Annotated in this window: 14 protein-coding genes; 7 read left to right on the forward strand and 7 right to left on the reverse strand. The window is 66.3% G+C overall.

All coding sequences use genetic code 11. The features are described 5' to 3' along the window. The first annotated feature begins 38 nt into the window (after nucleotides 1-38). Nucleotides 39-314 (forward strand): hypothetical protein, encoded by a 276-nt coding sequence (locus AB4118_RS33580; RefSeq protein WP_441493821.1) that lies wholly within the window; start codon nucleotides 39-41, stop codon nucleotides 312-314. Nucleotides 315-409: 95 nt separating this feature from the next. Here the strand turns inward: AB4118_RS33580 and AB4118_RS33585 are convergent, their stop codons facing one another. The 3 genes from AB4118_RS33585 to AB4118_RS33595 all read right to left on the reverse strand — a co-directional run bounded on the left by AB4118_RS33585 (nucleotide 410) and on the right by AB4118_RS33595 (nucleotide 4,213). Then, nucleotides 410-1,327 (reverse strand): 3-hydroxyacyl-CoA dehydrogenase NAD-binding domain-containing protein, encoded by a 918-nt coding sequence (locus tag AB4118_RS33585; protein ID WP_441493822.1) that lies wholly within the window; start codon nucleotides 1,325-1,327, stop codon nucleotides 410-412. Between the two features lie 92 nt (nucleotides 1,328-1,419). Then, nucleotides 1,420-2,409 carry a tripartite tricarboxylate transporter substrate binding protein gene (locus tag AB4118_RS33590; RefSeq protein WP_441493823.1) on the reverse strand — a complete coding sequence of 330 codons (990 nt, stop codon included), beginning with the start codon at nucleotides 2,407-2,409 and terminating at the stop codon, nucleotides 1,420-1,422. 79 nt (nucleotides 2,410-2,488) lie between these two features. Next, a complete protein-coding gene (locus AB4118_RS33595) occupies nucleotides 2,489-4,213 on the reverse strand; it encodes an IlvD/Edd family dehydratase (RefSeq protein ID WP_441493824.1) in 1,725 nt (574 codons plus the stop codon). Between the two features lie 64 nt (nucleotides 4,214-4,277). Here AB4118_RS33595 and AB4118_RS33600 point away from each other — a divergent pair, with 64 nt between their 5' ends. The 3 genes from AB4118_RS33600 to rfbD all read left to right on the forward strand — a co-directional run bounded on the left by AB4118_RS33600 (nucleotide 4,278) and on the right by rfbD (nucleotide 6,319). Further along, nucleotides 4,278-4,964, forward strand: a complete 687-nt coding sequence (locus tag AB4118_RS33600) for a GntR family transcriptional regulator (protein ID WP_441493825.1) — start codon at nucleotides 4,278-4,280, stop codon at nucleotides 4,962-4,964. A 258-nt stretch (nucleotides 4,965-5,222) separates the two neighbouring features. After that, a complete protein-coding gene (locus AB4118_RS33605; RefSeq protein ID WP_441493826.1) occupies nucleotides 5,223-5,429 on the forward strand; it encodes a dTDP-4-dehydrorhamnose 3,5-epimerase family protein in 207 nt (68 codons plus the stop codon). Continuing rightward, complete coding sequence (rfbD, locus tag AB4118_RS33610; RefSeq protein WP_441493827.1) at nucleotides 5,429-6,319, forward strand: dTDP-4-dehydrorhamnose reductase; 891 nt, start codon at nucleotides 5,429-5,431, stop codon at nucleotides 6,317-6,319. Before AB4118_RS33605 ends, rfbD begins: the two co-directional genes overlap by 1 nt. 512 nt (nucleotides 6,320-6,831) lie before the next feature. On the opposite strand, the gene AB4118_RS33615 is transcribed toward rfbD, so the two are convergent. Continuing rightward, complete coding sequence (locus AB4118_RS33615) at nucleotides 6,832-8,634, reverse strand: mechanosensitive ion channel family protein (protein ID WP_441493828.1); 1,803 nt, start codon at nucleotides 8,632-8,634, stop codon at nucleotides 6,832-6,834. 371 nt (nucleotides 8,635-9,005) lie between these two features. On the opposite strand from AB4118_RS33615, the gene AB4118_RS33620 reads away from it, so the two are divergent. Next, nucleotides 9,006-9,239: a hypothetical protein gene (locus AB4118_RS33620; RefSeq protein WP_441493829.1), complete on the forward strand. Its 234-nt coding sequence runs from the start codon at nucleotides 9,006-9,008 to the stop codon at nucleotides 9,237-9,239. Nucleotides 9,240-9,274: 35 nt separating this feature from the next. Here AB4118_RS33620 and AB4118_RS33625 read toward each other — a convergent pair whose 3' ends face one another. Both AB4118_RS33625 and AB4118_RS33630 read right to left on the reverse strand, forming a co-directional pair. After that, nucleotides 9,275-10,177: a PhzF family phenazine biosynthesis protein gene (locus tag AB4118_RS33625; RefSeq protein ID WP_441493830.1), complete on the reverse strand. Its 903-nt coding sequence runs from the start codon at nucleotides 10,175-10,177 to the stop codon at nucleotides 9,275-9,277. 202 nt (nucleotides 10,178-10,379) lie between these two features. Further along, nucleotides 10,380-11,258, reverse strand: a complete 879-nt coding sequence (locus tag AB4118_RS33630; RefSeq protein ID WP_441493831.1) for a helix-turn-helix domain-containing protein — start codon at nucleotides 11,256-11,258, stop codon at nucleotides 10,380-10,382. A gap of 440 nt (nucleotides 11,259-11,698) precedes the next feature. Between AB4118_RS33630 and AB4118_RS33635 the strand changes: the two genes are divergently transcribed. Together AB4118_RS33635 and AB4118_RS33640 are read left to right on the forward strand one after the other, a co-directional pair. Further along, on the forward strand, nucleotides 11,699-13,111 hold the full coding sequence (locus AB4118_RS33635) for a M20 family metallopeptidase (protein WP_441493832.1): 1,413 nt from the start codon (nucleotides 11,699-11,701) through the stop codon (nucleotides 13,109-13,111). A 171-nt stretch (nucleotides 13,112-13,282) separates the two neighbouring features. Then, nucleotides 13,283-13,657 carry a VOC family protein gene (locus AB4118_RS33640; RefSeq protein WP_441493833.1) on the forward strand — a complete coding sequence of 125 codons (375 nt, stop codon included), beginning with the start codon at nucleotides 13,283-13,285 and terminating at the stop codon, nucleotides 13,655-13,657. Between the two features lie 269 nt (nucleotides 13,658-13,926). Here AB4118_RS33640 and AB4118_RS33645 read toward each other — a convergent pair whose 3' ends face one another. Beyond that, nucleotides 13,927-15,999 carry a transglycosylase domain-containing protein gene (locus AB4118_RS33645; RefSeq protein WP_441493834.1) on the reverse strand — a complete coding sequence of 691 codons (2,073 nt, stop codon included), beginning with the start codon at nucleotides 15,997-15,999 and terminating at the stop codon, nucleotides 13,927-13,929. Nucleotides 16,000-16,300 lie beyond the last annotated feature (301 nt).

The following is a 16,300-nucleotide window of genomic DNA, read 5'->3' on the forward strand; positions in this document are numbered from 1 at the left end:
GGCGCACTCCCACGTTTGGCCGACGGGAGGACAGACCGATGCGACACACCCTGACCGACAAGGCATTTGCGGTGGCCCTGGTCCTGGCCGCGACATCGCCAGCCTGGGCGCAGGATCAACGCCCCGGGTTCAGCCAATCCCTCACCTGCAGCTTCAGCCACGACCAGGGGGAAACGAGGATCACCCTGAGTGGCCGCTGCTCCGGCGCGCTTGACTTCAGCCTCTCCGTCCAGATCGAGCGCCGGGACGCGTCGCGGACGAGGGGGCAGGAGAGAACCTTCCGCAAGGGCACGGGGCCGATCACCGATTTGTAGGGCACCTGTCAGGGCTGAGGGGCGTGCCGCCGCCTGCTCCGCGAAAGGACGGCGCGCGGGATTTGCTGCGCGCCAACTCAGGCCTGTGACCCCGCCTACTCGCTCACCAGCTTGCGCGATTTCAGCAGCGCCAGCAGGCCCTCGTCGCGGCGCGCTTCCAGCTCTGCGATCGAGCGGCCGGCGCTCTCTTCTGCCACCCCCTCGACGATCCGGCGCTGCACTTCTTCGCTGAGGGAGGGTTGGCCGAGCGATTCCCAGCGCCTGAGCTGGCTCGGCCCGAGATGGGCGAGATAGCCCTTGATGCCGCCATCGCCGCCGCCGAGATGATAGGTCATATGCGGGCCCATCAGAGCCCAGCGCAGACCCGGCCCGTGGCACAGGGCGGCATCGATATCGGCGACGCTGGCCACGCCCTGCTCGACCAGATGGACCGCCTCGCGATAGAGCGCCGACGCCAGCCGGTTGGCGATATGGCCCGGCATTTCCCGGTTCAGCACCACGGGCCTGCGCCCCAGCGCGCGATACAAGGCGCTGGCGCGGGCAATGACGGCCTCATCCGCGCCGATGATCTCGACCAGGGGCACGAGATGCGGCGGGTTGAACGGATGGGCGACGATGATGCGCTCGGGCCGGAGGCACTCGGCGACGATGGCGCTGCGCAGCAGGGCCGAGGTGCTGCTGGCGATGATCGCATCCGGCGCCGTCTGGGCGTCGATCTGGCTCAGCAACTGCCGTTTCACGGCCTCGTTCTCCGGGCCGTTCTCCTGGATGAACTGCGCGCCTTCAAGCACCGCGCCGAGCCTGGTCGAAAAGCTGAGCGCCCCCGCCCCGTCAAGCCCCAGTTCGGCGAGCTGCGCCCGCGCCCGCGCGACGTAAGTGAAGAATTTCTCCTCGGCAGCGGGCGAGGGGTCGTAAGCCGCGACAGCGACGCCATGGGCGCAGGCGAGGGCCGCCCAGCTCGCGCCGATCATGCCGGCGCCGACAATGGCGATGCGCTCGATGGGGTTTGTCATGATGCTCGCGCTCCCAAGGGCTGGCGTCGATGAGCGCAGGATCTCACCGGTGCCACCGCTCCGGGCCTAGCGCAGCGCAGAGCCAAATTCCATCACTCCGGCTTCAGCCCGGTCGCCTTGATCAGGTCGCTCCATTTCGTCATCTCGCTGTCGATCAGCGCGGCCGCCTCGGCCGGCGTGCCGGGCTTTGGCGTCACGCCTTGCAGCTTCATCGCTTCCAGCGCCTTGGGGCTTTTCAGCGCCTTGACGATCTCGGCGTTGAGCTTGTCGATGATCGGCTGCGGCGTACCGGCCGGGGCGAGCACCCCGAACCAGGAGCCGATCTCGAAATCGGGCAGCCCCTGCGAGATCGCGGTGGGATAATCCGGCATGAAGGGGGAGGGCTCGCGGCCGGTGGTCGCGATCGCCTTCAGCGAGCCCGCATTCACATGCTGCAGCACGGAGGGAATGGTGTCGAACATCACCTTGACCTGGCCGCCGATCATGTCGGTCATGGCCGGGCCGCTGCCGCGATAGGGCACATGGCCGAGCTTCGTCCCGGCGCGGGCGTTGAACATCTCGCCGGCCAGATGCTGCGGCGAGCCATTGCCGGAGGAGGCGTAGTTGAAGTCCTCGGGCTTGGCCTTGGCGAGCGCGATCAGCTCGGGGATCGTCTTGGCCTGCACCGAGGGGTGGACGACGAGCGCCAGGCCGACCGTGCCGGCGAGGGTGACGGGCGCGAAATCCTTCTTCAGGTCGAAGCCGGGCTTGGCCTGCAGCCCCATATTGATCGAGTGGCTGGTGAGCGCGCCCATCAGCAGCAGATAGCCATCGGGCTGGGAGCGGGCGACGGCAGCCGCGCCGACGCTGCCGGCCGCGCCGGCGCGGTTCTCGACGATGACGCGTTGGCCGATGCTCTGCGAGAGTTCCTCGGCGATGACGCGGCCGATGATGTCGGTCGCCCCGCCCGGCGCATAGGGCACGAGCAGCGTGACCGGCCTTTGCGGATAGGCCTGCGCGCCTGCGGGGGCGGCAAGGGCAAGTGACAGACCGGCAAGCGAGAGAGCGGCGAGCGTGCCGCCGAGAAAGGCGCGTTTCAGCATCGGGCATTGTCCTCCGGGTTGGGCTGCGGGCCGGTTCGTCCGGCCCTGCATCACGTGTCTTGAGCCGCGCTGCGGCCGGTCAGCAGAAGTCGAAATCGCAGCCTTCGTCGGCCTGGAGGACGCTTTTCAGATAAAGCCCGCGATAGCCGCGCGAGGGCTCCCTGAGATGGGCGGGCGCCTGCCATTCACCCCTGCGGCGGTCGAGCTCGGCCGCCTCGACCAGCAATTCGATCTGGCGGGCGGGCACGTCGAGCCTGATCAGGTCGCCATCGCGGACCAGCCCGAGCGGGCCGCCCACCGCCGATTCAGGCGTGATGTGCAGGACGATCGTGCCGAAGGCGGTGCCGCTCATGCGGGCGTCCGAAATCCTGACCATGTCCTTGACGCCGGCCTGGGCGAGCTTCTTCGGGATCGGCAGATAGCCGGCCTCGGGCATGCCGGGCGCGCCCTTGGGCCCGGCATTGCGCAGCACGAGCACGTCATCGGCGGTCACGTCGAGCGCGGGATCGTCCATGCGCGTCACCATGTCCTCGACGGAGTCGAAGACCACGGCCCGGCCGGTGTGCTGGAGCAGGGCGGGGGACGCGGCCGAATGCTTGATCACCGCGCCGCCCGGCGCCAGGTTGCCGCGCAGCACGGCCATGCCGCCGGTCTGCTTGAGCGGGTTTGCGGCGCTGCGGATGATCGTCTGGTTCGGCACCTCCTCGGCGGCCTCCGCGATCTCGCCGATGGTCTGGCCGCTGATGGTGATGGCGTCGAGCGCCAGATGCGCGCGCAGCTCCTTCATCAGCTTCGGCACGCCGCCGGCCCAGTGGAAATGCTCCATGTAATGATCGCCCGACGGCTTCAGATCGATCAGCACCGGCACGGCGCGGCCGATCGCGTCGAACTCCTCGAGATCGATGCTCAAGCCTGCGCGCCGCGCGATGGCCGCGAGATGGACGAGCCCGTTGGTCGAGCCGCCGATCGCCTGCAGCACCACCATGGCGTTGCGGAAGGCGGTCTCGGTCAGCAATTCGCTCGGCCTTGCTCCGCCCTTGGCCAGAGCGACAGCCTGTTTGCCGCTGGCTTCGGCGGCGCGGATGCGGTCGGCATGGGTTGCCGGAATCGTGCCGGTGCCGGGCAGCGCGATGCCGAGCGCCTCGACGAGGCAGCCCATGGTGCTGGCCGTGCCCATGACCATGCAGGTGCCTTGCGTCGGTGCGAGCCTGCCGCTCAAGACCTCGATCTCGGCCTCGTCGATCGTGCCGGCCCGGTGCTGGCCCCAGAGCCTGCGGCAATCCGTGCAGGCGCCGAGGATCTCGCCCTTGTGGTGGCCGACCAGCATCGGGCCGGTGATGAGCTGGATCGCGGGGATATCGGCCGAGACCGCGCCCATCAGCTGCGCCGGCACGGTCTTGTCGCAGCCGCCGATCAGCACGACCGAATCCATCGGCTGGGCGCGGATCATCTCCTCGGTGTCGATCGCCATCAGGTTGCGCAGGAACATCGATGTCGGGTTCGAGAACGACTCGTGGATCGAGACGGTCGGGAACTCCATCGGCAGGCCGCCGGCGAGCATGACGCCGCGCTTCACCGCCTCGATCAGGCGCGGCACATTGCCGTGGCAGGGGTTGAAGTCGCTGAAGGTGTTGGTGATGCCGATGATCGGCCGGTCCAGCGCATCGTCGGAAAAACCGGCCGCCTTGATGAACGCCTTCCGCAGGAACAGCGAAAAACCGGGATCGCCATAGCTGGCGAGATTGCGGCGCATGCCGCGCGGGGCCGGTTTGGCGGGGGCCGTCTTGTCATTGGTGCTCGTCATGACATGATGAGGCGTTGCCGTTGACATGATTGTCAACAATTATGTTGGAACTGGAATAAGCCGAATGTCCGTCCTCTCGTTGAAGCCCGCCACCGCCGACCGCACCCGCATGGTGGCCGATGCCCTCGAGGAGGAGATCGTGCTTGGCTGGCTGCTGCCGCGCGAGCGCCTGATCGAGGAGGACATCGCCGCTCGGCTCGAGGTGAAGCGCCATGTCGTGCGCGAGGCCCTGGCCGAGCTGGAGCGGGTCGGGCTGGTCGAGCGCGTGCCGAACAAGGGCGCAGCCGTCAGGCTGCTGGAGCCGCAGGAGGTGCACCAGATCTATTCGGTGCGCGAGGCGCTGGAGACCTTGGCGGCTGAGCAGATTCCGCTGCCGGCGGGCTCCGAGATCGTCTCACGGCTGAAAGCCATTCAGGAGGTCCATGCGGCCGCGGTCACTGACGCCGACGCGCGCGCGGCCTTCCGCGCCAATATGGCGTTTCACGAGGCGCTCTTTGCCGCATGCGGCAATCCGCATCTGGTCGAGCTGATCCAGATGATGGCGCAGAAGGTTCATGGCGCCCGTTCGATCACGGCGGCCAGCCCCTCGCATCTGGCGCTGGCCTGCGCCGAGCATTGGGCGATGATCGCCGCGCTCGAGGCCGGCGACCGGGCGAGGCTGGTCCAGCTCTGCCGCGACCATCTCGGCCCCTCGCGCGACGCCTATATCGCCGCCGTGGAGCAGAGGCAGGGCCGCGATCAGGCGCGATAGGGCGGTTTTGGCCGGGGGGCGGGTGACAATGTCCGGAGCTGCCTTTTCTGACGTTGGGTACGTCCGCTTTTCGGCCATTCAGTTTGGCGAAGACGAGGCTGATCTTCAGCACTGGAGGTCGCTATGATCATGAGCCGGGAGGGGTTGCGGATTCGGGTCCCCCTCGCGTCCATGGACGAGCCGCGAAAATTCGTCGATCTACGTAGGGGATCGGTTCAAGCGGACAACATCAGGGCCAGCGGCCATATCGTGCCAGACATGACAATGCCCTTCGTCACACACGAGCCGGACACCGAAGTGCTCTACAAGGCTACCGCGCCCTACGCGCCGGAGAACGATCATGGGCTCGCCTTCGATGATCCGGCCCTCGGCATCGCCGGGGCTCTGCCCCTGACCTCGCTGACCCTCTCCGACAAGGATCGCAAGCATCCGCGGCTCGCCGAGATGCTGCGGTTTTTCGACTGATGGGTCTGCGCATCGTCGTCACCGGTTGGACCGGCCAGGTCGTCCGCGCCATGCTGGAGCGCGTGCCGACCGGTGTTGAAGTCGTCGCGCTCCGCCGCCCGGAACTGGATCTCGCCATCCCCAAAATGATCGCGCCAGCGCTGCGCGCGGCCAGGCCCCATGTCATCGTCAATGCGGCGGCCTATACGGCGGTGGACCAGGCTGAGAGCGAGCCCGACCTCGCCATGCGCGTCAACGGCGAGGCGGCCGGTGAAGCGGCGCGCGCGGCTGCCGCACTTGGCGTTCCCGTCATCCAGATTTCGACCGACTACGTCTTCGACGGGGCGCTCGACCGGCCCTATCGCGAGGACGATGCGACCGGGCCGATCTCAGCCTATGGTGCCAGCAAGCTGGCCGGCGAGCGGGCGGTCGCGGCCGCCTCGGACAACCACGCGATCCTGCGTACGGCCTGGATCTACAGCCCCTTCGGCAAGAATTTCGTCAAGACCATGCTGCGCCTGGCCGAAAGCGACGAGGTCGGCGTGGTCGCGGACCAGCATGGCTGCCCGACCAGCGCGCTCGACATCGCCGACGCCGTCCTGGCGGTGGCGCGCAATCTGGTCGCCCGCCCCCAGGACGAGACACTGCGCGGCATCTTTCACATGAGTGCTGCGGGGGAAGCGGTCTGGGCCGATGTCGCCGAGGCGATCTTCGCAGACCGGGAGCGGCTCGGCGGCAAGCCGGTCGCGGTCAAGCGCATCGCCACGACGGATTACCCGACGCCAGCGCGGAGGCCGGCCAATTCACGGCTCGACTGCGGCAAGCTCGCCGCGCGGCACGGCGTTACGCTTCCCGCATGGCGCGGCTCGCTGGCGACCTGCGTCGAGCGTCTCCTCAGGGATCAGGGATAGACCACGTCCACCTGCGGCGGATGAGCCTCACGCACCATGGCGATCTCCGCCGTGACGCGGAAGAAGCGGGCGATCTCGCAGATATCGCCGTGCTCGGCCGGGGCGTCTTCCCTGACGGGATCGAACGATTGCCGACGCGATTGGCGCCAAATGGCAAGACCCGGCGACCGGGCAATGCGCGAAATGATCTCGACAGGTTTCGTCTGCTGATCGGACAGCGATCGATCGGATGAAGGCTTCGACTGTCAGGCCGTGCCGACAGGTCAAAGCCCCGCCCGAGATTCGCCCGGTGTCTGGTTGCCTGACGGCCGGAGGATCGATGGAGCGCGATATGGCTGAGATCGCGATGGTCGCCATGGGATCGGTTGTCTATTCGTTGACCTGCTGGGTCGCCCTCGCGCCCCGTCGCAGATGAGCGGCCGATGCTTCGGCTTGGACCCGTTCTTATGCCTGGACCGGTTCTTGTGGCCGCAAGGCCCCGATGCCCGGTAAACGAAGGCGAACAGCCAGGCTCACCCACCCATCTCGGGGACATGAAGCGGCTTGGGCACCAGTTTGATGCCGTTCTCCGCCAGCACGATCCGCACCTTGGACAGGATCGCCTTGCGGATCTGGAATTGACGCCCGGCCCGGGCCTTGTATTTGGCGCGGATTACCAGAGTGCCTTCCTCGAGGGCTGCAATGCCCTGGCTCTTGAACGGCTCAAGCAGATCGGCGTTCAGCTCCGGATCCGCTTCGATCTCCTGCCCGATCTTCTTGAACAGTTTCCGCACGGCTTCGACATCGGTGTCCAAGGCAACTCGGAACATCATCTTCTCGATGACCCATTCGCGGCTGAAATTCTGGATCTTCCCGATCTGCCCGAAAGGAATGGTCGCAACCGGACCACGCGGGTGCCTCAGGGAGACCGATCGCAACGAAATTCTCTCGACAGTGCCCTTGGCTCCTGAGGTCTCGATATATTCGCCCAGGCGGAAGGCATCATCGACGAGGAAGAACAGACCGGCCACCACATCCTTGACCAGGGTCTGGGAGCCCAGCCCGATCGCCAGGCCGAAGATCGAGAGGCCGGTGATCAGCGGCCAGACATTGATGCCGAGCATCACCAGGACGGTCAGAGCCCCCAGCGTCAGAAGCGCGGCCTTGGTGAGGCCCACGAGCAATGGGCCGACAGTGGTCAGCCGCGTGCCGATCATGGCGGCGGGGACCTGCGGATCGCCCGGCGTTTGAGGTCTGATGCGGGCGGCCATGATGGCCACCCAGTTCCAGCAGAAGGCAATGACCAGCACGAGCATCAGGATCTCGCCGGCTTTCAGCAGGACGGTGCCCCGCGGAATACCGACGACATCCAGGATCGGCAGGAGCCAGAGCGTGGCCAAGACCGCGAGAATCGATGCGGCGACCACGATGCGGAAGGTGCGCCACAGCGCGCCCGTCAGTTCTCCGCCCTGCGAGCGAACCGCCTGCCAGCCGCGTCTTTCGATGGCGACGTCGAGATGAGGACCGGCGAGAACCAGAAGAAGCGAAAGCAGCAACAATCCGCCCCGTGTCGGCCTTCCAATCGTCAGGTCCAGCTGGATGAAGAGGAAGGCGGCGATGACGACCGCCACCACGAGCCCGGGCCAGAGTGCAGCCAGCTTCCGGCGGAGCGATCCTGCGCTGCTGCCGAAGGACAGGACCCTCGTCACCTGCCCGCGATGACGAAGATACGCGGCTGCGACCAGAATGGTGAACGGCAAGGACACCGCGAATGTTGCGAAGAGATCGCGTAGCGGATCGGCCGCATTCCATATGCGCAGACAGGCAAGGACCACCAGGCCGCCGGCCGCGATGCCGATGGCGACCGCGAGATCGCGTCGCCAAGGCCAGAAGATCGACCGGCGACCGGTGGCCAGCGGGAAACAGATCATTGTCGCCACGGCCGAGATCACGACGCAGTTGAGCAAGGCGCGGCGGAGCACCGTATCGGAGATGAGACTGAGGAGCAGGACCCAGGCCGCCAGCACCGCGAGCAAGGCGGCCGCAAACCAGGCGGCCCCGAACAGAAGCGGCCGGGCCTTCACTTTGCCGATGATCGCGCTGGCAAAAGCTGCCGTTGCGACAGCGGCAATCAGGCAAACCGCTGCAATGCCGAGAGCCAGCAGCGCGGGACGATAGCCGGCGGCCTCCAGAACTTGGACGAAATCGTGCCACGCACCGCCGGACGAGAGCCAGCCCGACAGCCTCCTCGTCAGACCGTCCTCGATCAGCGTGGAGAACCGATGGAGCATCCCGGATGCAACCTCGAGCTCGTCGGTCGTTGAAACAGCAGCCATGGTCTCAGTCTCGCGTGGAAGTCGACGACACCAGTCCGTCCAAGCCAGACAATTGTCCGGCACGGAGAACGTTCTGAACGCCTTGCAAGGGAGGGACGCCCCGATACTGCCGGGATAGGGCTGCGGCCTTCGCGGCGCAATCCGGCATAGGGCTTGCCCCCCTGGCCTGGCGCGGGGGCCACCTGCTGTCGATCCTGAGAACCGTCGCGCAGGAGACTGTGTCGGCAGACTGCGGAAAGGCGAGATCGCGCGCCGTTGCGCCTGACATTGCTGCTTGTCCCCCGCCGTGCCGGCTCCTGCGTGAGCGCTCCGGCTCGCTGCAGCACGCAATCGCGGACGAATCGGCCCGCGAGTCCCGCGGCGGGCATTTCGTGCGTGGACAGCCTGCCCGTCTTGCCATTTCGCGCCAATCGCGACCGATCGAACACGGCAGCAAACCGGCCCATCTGGCGCAGGCCTGCGCCGGGCAGGGGGCGATGATCGCAGCGTTCGAGGCCGGCGACCGGGCAGGGCTGGTCGAGCTCTGCCGCGACCAGCCCGGCCCCTCGCGCGACGCCTCTATCGCCGCAGTCGAGCCACGGCAAGGCCGCGATCAGGCGCGATAGGGGGCTCGACCAGGAGAAGCGTCAGCGCGAAACCCCTAGACGGCAAAGCGCTCGCTGCCCTGATGCCATTCGTGCGGTTCCGCTGGCTTGACGGAGCCTCCAAGAAGACAGCCGACCGGCCTGTCATCGGCAAATCCCAGGCGCACGCCGATCTCGGACAGGGAACCCATGGCCCTTCCCTGGAGAATGGTGATGCGCTGGCTGTCGCGACCCACCAGCCCGTTCCTGAGCAAGCCGAAGGCCAGGGCCGCAGCCGCGATGCCGGTTGCTGCATCCTCGGGATAGCCTGAGGATTTCGGGAATTGCCTCGCCTCGAAACGCTGCGCGCCGCGATCGTCGATCGCGTAGGGATACAGGCCCGTGGAGCCGATGCGCCCGCAGCACTCTTCCGTCCGCCGCATGTTCGACGACAGGCCATTCAGAAGCGCGGTGCTCTTCATCGGAATGAGCGTCTTGATGCGCGACGTCACCGCATTCTGGATGGGAAGGTCGAGGAGATCACGGCGCGAGAGGTTGAGGGTCGACAGAACCTCCTCTTCCTCGGCCGCAGTGAGGTCGACGACCTTGCCGGCGGGCTGGCTGATCTCGACCGACGGGTCATCGGGATCCGTCAGATCGACATAGCCGGTCACCGGCCCGCTGCGCGTCTCGATGCGCAGCTGATCGGCACCGAGCTTGCCAGCCATGGCCAGGCACCACAGCGCGCCGATCGTGGCGTGCCCGCACATTTCCATCTCGTGGCGCGGCACCCAGAAGCGGAAGGCATAATCGAAATCGGCACTGGACCCCGGCAGGACGAAGCCGGATTCGTGGCCGAAGCGCTGGGCCTCCGCCTGCATTCTTTCGTCCGGCCATCCCGACGCATCGATCGCGATCGGGCAAGGATTCCCGCCGCTTCCCCTATGGGTGAAGACGTTGACAAGCCTGATGTCGTTCATCGTTGCAGCCCCGATCGCGTCATGGACGGCGCGACGGCGCCGACGGCGGCAGTCCCGAAGCCGATCGGCATCGTCCTCGTCAGATCCGAACGGATGACGAAGCCATTTGGTTGAGCGCCCTGCATCGCATGTCCTCGCCTGGCTCTTGAAGCATCCCACCAGGATAAGGGGCGGGGCGGCCCCTTGCGCGACCGAGCGGGCCTCAAGATTTGTCGGATCGGGCCAAGTCCCGCCGCGCGGTCGTCGGCGTCAGGCCGGTCAGGCGCTTCATCGCCCGCGCGAGGGCGGAGCCGGATTCGAAGCCGACGCGCCAGGCGATCTCGCCAATCGGAAGCGTCGTCGCGACCAACAGCTCCTGCGCCTGCCTGATCCGCACATGGTCCTGGAAGGCGGCAATCGAGAAGCCTGTCTTGTCGCGGAACAAGCGGGTTGCATGGCGTCTGGACAAGCCGAACCTGTCGGCGATGAGGTCGAGCGGCAGGTCCTTGCTGGCGTTCTGGCTGATGAACGACCTGATCTCCGCAACGAGCGTTTCGCCATGCCCCTCCGGGCGCGCCCCGGACAGTTCATCGCTTCGCTCGATCTGCGCGAGGCAATGGATCAGCAATGCCGCAGCGAGGTGGCTGCGCGTGACCTGCGCAACTCGGTCGTCGGCGTGTCCACTCTGGCATAGCCCGCGAAGCGACCGGATCTCGGACGTCATCGCGAAAAAGCCTGTTCGTCCGAGCTTGCTGCGCACACGATGCAATGAGCCGATGCCGGCCTCGATCTTCGCCAGTTGTCCATCTGCGGCATAGATCGCCACATGGCGATGGATCGGTCGGGCTGCCGAGGTCTGGTGCGCGAGACCCTGTGGAACCACCGCGAAACGGTCCTCGCTCAGCCAGGCGCCGGATTGCCTGGTCTCGTCGCGGAAATCGACCGCTCCGATATGCGGCAGGAAGATCATCAGGCAGTCGTGCCAATGCCACGGCATGCGGTAATCGGAGCCGCCGCCCATCAGCGTCAATTGCTCTTCGCCATCGGCAAGCAGCGCGCCCACCGCGGAGCTGTCCCGAAGCTGTTGGATCGACCGGAGCATGTTTGCGTGCCTAGCATCAGAAGCGAGATCGGAAAATGATTGGCTCCTGCACTTGCGTCCGGCAAGCACCGGCGGTCTCTGCGCCCGACAGGATTATCCCCGAGGGGGGCGTAAGGGTTTGGAGACGATCCGCAGCCTGCGGCAGGCACTGGGCCGTTTGCGCCTCTCAACAACCTAACATTCCGGGCCATCTGGCTCGCCGGCTGAAGAGAAGCGCCGAAAGCGGGAACGGACAAAGGCAAGCATCGCGAATTTCGGAGCGCACAAGCAAACGTCGATCAGTCTGCAACAATTGCCGATTCTTCTGAGTAAAATTCGGCCATTCTGCCGTTCGCCTTGTAGTAGCCTCTCGAAGGCTGGGGCTGTCGATATCCGGCGATTGCGGATGACGGCGGCCTTCGGCAGCCTCTATGGCGCGAATGCAATCTCGGGAGAAGGCTGTGCAGAATACCGATAAGATTTGGACGATCGTCGATTCAAAGCAGGCGGACTACATCGAGTTGAGCGACCGCGTCTTTGAAATGCCCGAACTCAACTACCGCGAGGTCAAGTCGGCTGCGGCCCACGCCGAGCAGCTTCGGCGCGAGGGATTTCGCGTGGAGACGAGCATCGCCGGATTGCCGACCGCCGTCATGGGCGAGGCGGGAGAGGACGGCCCGGTGATCGCCATCCTCGGCGAGTACGACGCGCTGCCTGAGCTCTCGCAAGCCCCCGGCATGTCCGAGCATCAACCGCTTCCGAACCAGCCGGCCGGCCATGGCTGCGGCCATAACCTGCTGGGGGCCGGCGCCATGCTGGCGGCCGCGGCGGTCAAGGATTTCCTCGCGGAGCGTGGGCTCAAGGGCCGCGTCCGCTACTATGGCTGCCCGGCGGAAGAAGGTGGGGCAGGCAAGGCGTTCATGGTCAAGGAGGGCGCCTTCAAGGACGTCGACATCGCGATTTCCTGGCATCCCGCGGATTTTGCGGCGGTGACGGCAGCCATATCCCTGGCCAACACGACGATCGACTTCGAGTTTTCCGGGCGCGCCAGCCATGCCGCCGCTTCTCCGCATCTCGGCCGTTCAGCGCTCGACGCCGCCGAGTTGATGAATGTCGGCGTCAACTACATGCGCGAGCACATGCCGAGCGATGCGCGCATCCACTACGCGTATCTCGAAGCAGGCGGCATCGCGCCGAACGTTGTCCAAGCCAAGGCCAAGCTCCGATATGTCGTGCGGGCGACGATGGTCTCCCAGGTCCATGAACTCCTCGCCCGGGTCCGGAAAATCGCCGAAGGAGCGGCACTGATGACGGAGACCACGGTCACCAGCGAAGTCGTCAGCGCGATGAGCAGCTTGCTGGCGAACACGCCCCTGGAGGATGCCATGCAGCGCAATTTCGATCGGCTTGGCCCGCCTCCGTTCGATGCAGACGACGTCGCCTTCGCCAGGCGCATGCAGAAGAGCGTGACGCCCGCGCATATCGAAAGCGCATTTCGCCGCTCGGGATTGCCGGTGACGGATTTTCCCCTGTGCAACGCGATCGCACCCAAGGAGGTGCCGGGGCCGCGTATGATGGGCTCGACCGATGTCGGTGATGTCTCCTGGGCCGTGCCGACGGTACAGGCGCGGGGCGCGACATATACGATCGGCACGCCGGGGCATTCCTGGCAGTTGACGGCCCATGGTCAATCGCCGCTGGCGCACAAGGGCATGGTTCACGTTGCGAAGGTCATGGCGGGCGTAGCCGCGGACGTGCTCGTCGAACCGGGATTGCTGGAAAAGGCCAAGGCCGACTTCGAGGAGCGCCTGGTCCGGACGCCCTATAAGGCGCTCCTGCCAGACGACGCCAAGCCACCTTTCCACATGTTCTGACGAATGGAGGGCCATGGCCCGGCCGACGAATGGTCGGGCCATGGCCGCGAGCTCGCGCTCGCTCACCGAGCGTCCCAAGCCCCACAATCGCCTGTGCCGCGACGGCATTCTGGGGGGCGCTTGCGGACCGCGCTCGACTATCTCGCGCAGGCCCTCTTTGGAGATAAGACTATGTTCACTCACGTCATGATCGGCAGCAACGACCTGGAGCGGGCCAGAGATTTCTACGACGCCACATTCGCCGCGTTGGGAGGCGAGCCTGGCGAGATAGATGCCAGAGGCAGGCTGATCTATGCCCACAAGGGCGGTCGGCTGATGATCACGAAGCCGATCGACGGCAATCCAGCGACCGCGGCCAACGGTGGGACTGTCGGTATCGCCGCTGCGAGCCGTAACCATGTTCTCGCGTGGCATAAGGCCGGCACCACGCATGGTGGGACGGCGATCGAGAGCCCACCCAGCGAGCGCCCGAACGGAGCCTTCGTCGCCTACCTTCGCGATCCGGACGGAAACAAGCTCACCGCGCGCTCTCAGCCGACGAAGTAACACAACTGGCAACAGCCGCTCCGAAGATCATCCCGCCTTTCGGGAGATCCGCCGGCAAGCGGACGGTCCAATCTCGGCCTCTCCTTTCGGGTCAATCGGCCCGACAGGAAGCGTACCTCCCCGCAGTCCCAGATGGGTCGCGAACGGAATTCAGGCGAGACGATTGGCAATCTCTGCTTCCAGGCCACCAGCCAGAGTCTGCTCCTGGCCCAGCCTCGGAGCGGCTCTGTGACAACTACGGGCTCAGCTCTGGGCCGAACGACCGAACCTCAGAGCCCGAACAGCCTCTCGAAGAAATTCTTCTGGCGCCTGATGCGTTGCCGGGGCTGGCCCTTGCCGCTTTCATTGGCGTAGCGCGGATCCTGTCCGGCGCCGGCCACGCCCGCCAGGCCGACCGGCTTCTGGTCCTTGAGGGCGATCTTCATGAAATTGTGCCAGATATCGGTCGGGAGGTTGCCGCCGGATACGCCCTTGGTGGGTGTGCTGTCGTCGTTGCCGAGCCAGACGCCGGCAACCAGATTGCCGGTGAAGCCCACGAACCAGGCGTCCTTGTAGTCGTTGGTGGTGCCGCTCTTGCCGGCCATGGGCCAGCCGGGCATCCGCGCCCTTTGGGCCGTACCGATGACGAAGACGTTGTGCAGCATCGCGTTCATCATCGCATCGGTGGCGGGATCGATGATCCGGCCCGCATCGTCCGGCGCGGGGCGGTTGAAGATTGGCCTGCCATCCGCAGCCTTCACCTCGGTGATCACGTAGGGCACGACCCCGACGCCCCCGTTGGCGAAGCTGGCATAGGCGCCGACGAGCTCGAGCGGCGTGACTTCGGAGGTTCCGAGCGCGATCGTGGGGTCGGCCTGGAGCGGCGAGGCGATGCCCAGGCGCTGCGCCGTTTGCACGACAGCCTGAGGACCGACCTCCATGGTGAGCTTCACCGCCACCGTGTTGAGGGAGAGGGCGAGAGCATTGCGCAGCGTGATCGGCCCGCGATAGCCGCGGTCATAGTTCTCGGGCTTCCAGCCGTTGATGTTGACCGGCGAATCCGAGCGCACGGTGTCGGGGCGAAGCCCCCGCTCGAGCGCCGTCAGATAGACGAAGGGCTTGAAGGCCGAGCCCGGCTGGCGGCGGGCGGAGGTCGCCCGGTTGAACTGGCTCGTCTCGTAGTTGCGGCCACCCACCAGCGCTGTCACGGCCCCGTCCGGCCGCATCGCCACGAAGGCGCCCTGGCTCACATTGAATTTCTGGCCCTTGGCGTCGAGTTCGTCCACGAGCACCCGCTCGGCCGCCGCCTGCAGGGCTGGCTCGAGGGTGGTCGAGACCACGATGTCGGAATCGATGGCGCCGACGGTGTCGTCGAGCGCTTCCATCACGTAGTCGGCGGCATAATTGGCGGAGCCGGCCGCCTTGGGACGCACGATCTGCGCCGGTGCGCCAAGAGCCGTGCTGGCCATGTCGGGGGTGATGAAGCCGAGCTCCTTCATCGCCGCGATGACGCGTTCGGCGCGGGCCTGTGCGGCTTCCCGGTTGCGGCTGGGGGCCAGGCGCGAGGGGGACTGGACGAGGCCGGCCAGCAGGGCGGCTTCCGACAGCGACAGGTTGCGGGCCGACTTGCCGAAATAGCGCTGCGCCGCGGCCTCGACACCATAGGCACCGGCGCCGAAATAGACCCGGTTGAGATAGAGTTCGAGAATCTGCTCCTTGCTGTAGCTGCGCTCCAGCCAGAGCGACAGGATCGCTTCCTGGATCTTGCGCGAGACCGTGCGCTCCTGGGTCAGGAACAGGTTCTTGGCGAGCTGCTGGGTCAGCGTCGAGCCGCCCTGGAGGCCTCCGTCATGGGCCAGATTGCGGTAGGCTGCGCGGAGAAGGCCCATCAGGTCGATGCCCCAATGGTCGTAGAAGCGCCGGTCCTCGATGGCGACGAAAGCCTTGGGCAGGGAGGGCGGCAGCTCCCCCAGCGAGACCTCGCGGCCGCCCGTCTCGCCGCGATTGGCGAGAGGCGAGCCGTCGCTCGCCAGGATGGCGATGTTCGGGGGCCTTTTCGGCACCGTGAGCTGGCTGAGCGGAGGCAGCTGCGCGGCGTAGTAGGCGACGCCGCCGCCCAAGAGGATGACGCCGCCCAGGCAGAGCCCGAGCCCGGCATAAGCCAGCTTTCTCAGGACCGAGTCGCCGCCCGCGCGCCGGGCCTTTCCGGGCTGGCTGGACGCATCAGCGCTGACCTGAGCGGCCGGCCCGCGCGCCGTGGTCTCACCCTCCCGATCCTCGGAGGAGGGGCGAAAATCCAGCTCATGCGCGTCCGTCGCCAGCGCGTCGACAAGCGGCTCGCGCCGGTCAGATCCGTTCGCCACCTGTGGTCAGCCCCCAATCCGTGCAGCCGGTGCCATCGGGCGCTTCTGACATCGGGTCTTGGCGCAACTAAGACCAGCAGACAAAGCGCTCTGTCGCCATCTCCATGCCAGCGCGATGTCGCCGGGCGAGCGTCCGCCCGGAGATCGAGAACCTAGGCTCAGGACCTATTAATTAGGAATGATCTGTGATTCACCGTCTCTGATGAGGAGGCGGTGATGGATGATTTGTTCCTGCTGAGCGAGCCGCAGATGGCGCGGATTTCGCCGTACTTTCCGCTGTCGCACGGGGTCGCACGGGTCG

Origin of the sequence: Allobosea sp. 2RAB26 (assembly GCF_052115465.1) — a bacterium.
GTDB lineage: Bacteria > Pseudomonadota > Alphaproteobacteria > Rhizobiales > Beijerinckiaceae > Allobosea.

Excerpts from the sequence above, each read along its gene's own strand:
- AB4118_RS33580 (WP_441493821.1), top strand. The coding sequence starts at position 39 with ATGCGACACACCCTGACCGACAAGGCATTTGCGGTGGCCCTGGTCCTG.
- AB4118_RS33585 (WP_441493822.1), bottom strand. The coding sequence starts at position 1,327 with ATGACAAACCCCATCGAGCGCATCGCCATTGTCGGCGCCGGCATGATC.
- AB4118_RS33590 (WP_441493823.1), bottom strand. The coding sequence starts at position 2,409 with ATGCTGAAACGCGCCTTTCTCGGCGGCACGCTCGCCGCTCTCTCGCTT.
- AB4118_RS33595 (WP_441493824.1), bottom strand. The coding sequence starts at position 4,213 with ATGACGAGCACCAATGACAAGACGGCCCCCGCCAAACCGGCCCCGCGC.
- AB4118_RS33600 (WP_441493825.1), top strand. The coding sequence starts at position 4,278 with ATGTCCGTCCTCTCGTTGAAGCCCGCCACCGCCGACCGCACCCGCATG.
- AB4118_RS33605 (WP_441493826.1), top strand. The coding sequence starts at position 5,223 with ATGACAATGCCCTTCGTCACACACGAGCCGGACACCGAAGTGCTCTAC.
- rfbD (WP_441493827.1), top strand. The coding sequence starts at position 5,429 with ATGGGTCTGCGCATCGTCGTCACCGGTTGGACCGGCCAGGTCGTCCGC.
- AB4118_RS33615 (WP_441493828.1), bottom strand. The coding sequence starts at position 8,634 with ATGGCTGCTGTTTCAACGACCGACGAGCTCGAGGTTGCATCCGGGATG.
- AB4118_RS33625 (WP_441493830.1), bottom strand. The coding sequence starts at position 10,177 with ATGAACGACATCAGGCTTGTCAACGTCTTCACCCATAGGGGAAGCGGC.
- AB4118_RS33630 (WP_441493831.1), bottom strand. The coding sequence starts at position 11,258 with ATGCTCCGGTCGATCCAACAGCTTCGGGACAGCTCCGCGGTGGGCGCG.
- AB4118_RS33640 (WP_441493833.1), top strand. The coding sequence starts at position 13,283 with ATGTTCACTCACGTCATGATCGGCAGCAACGACCTGGAGCGGGCCAGA.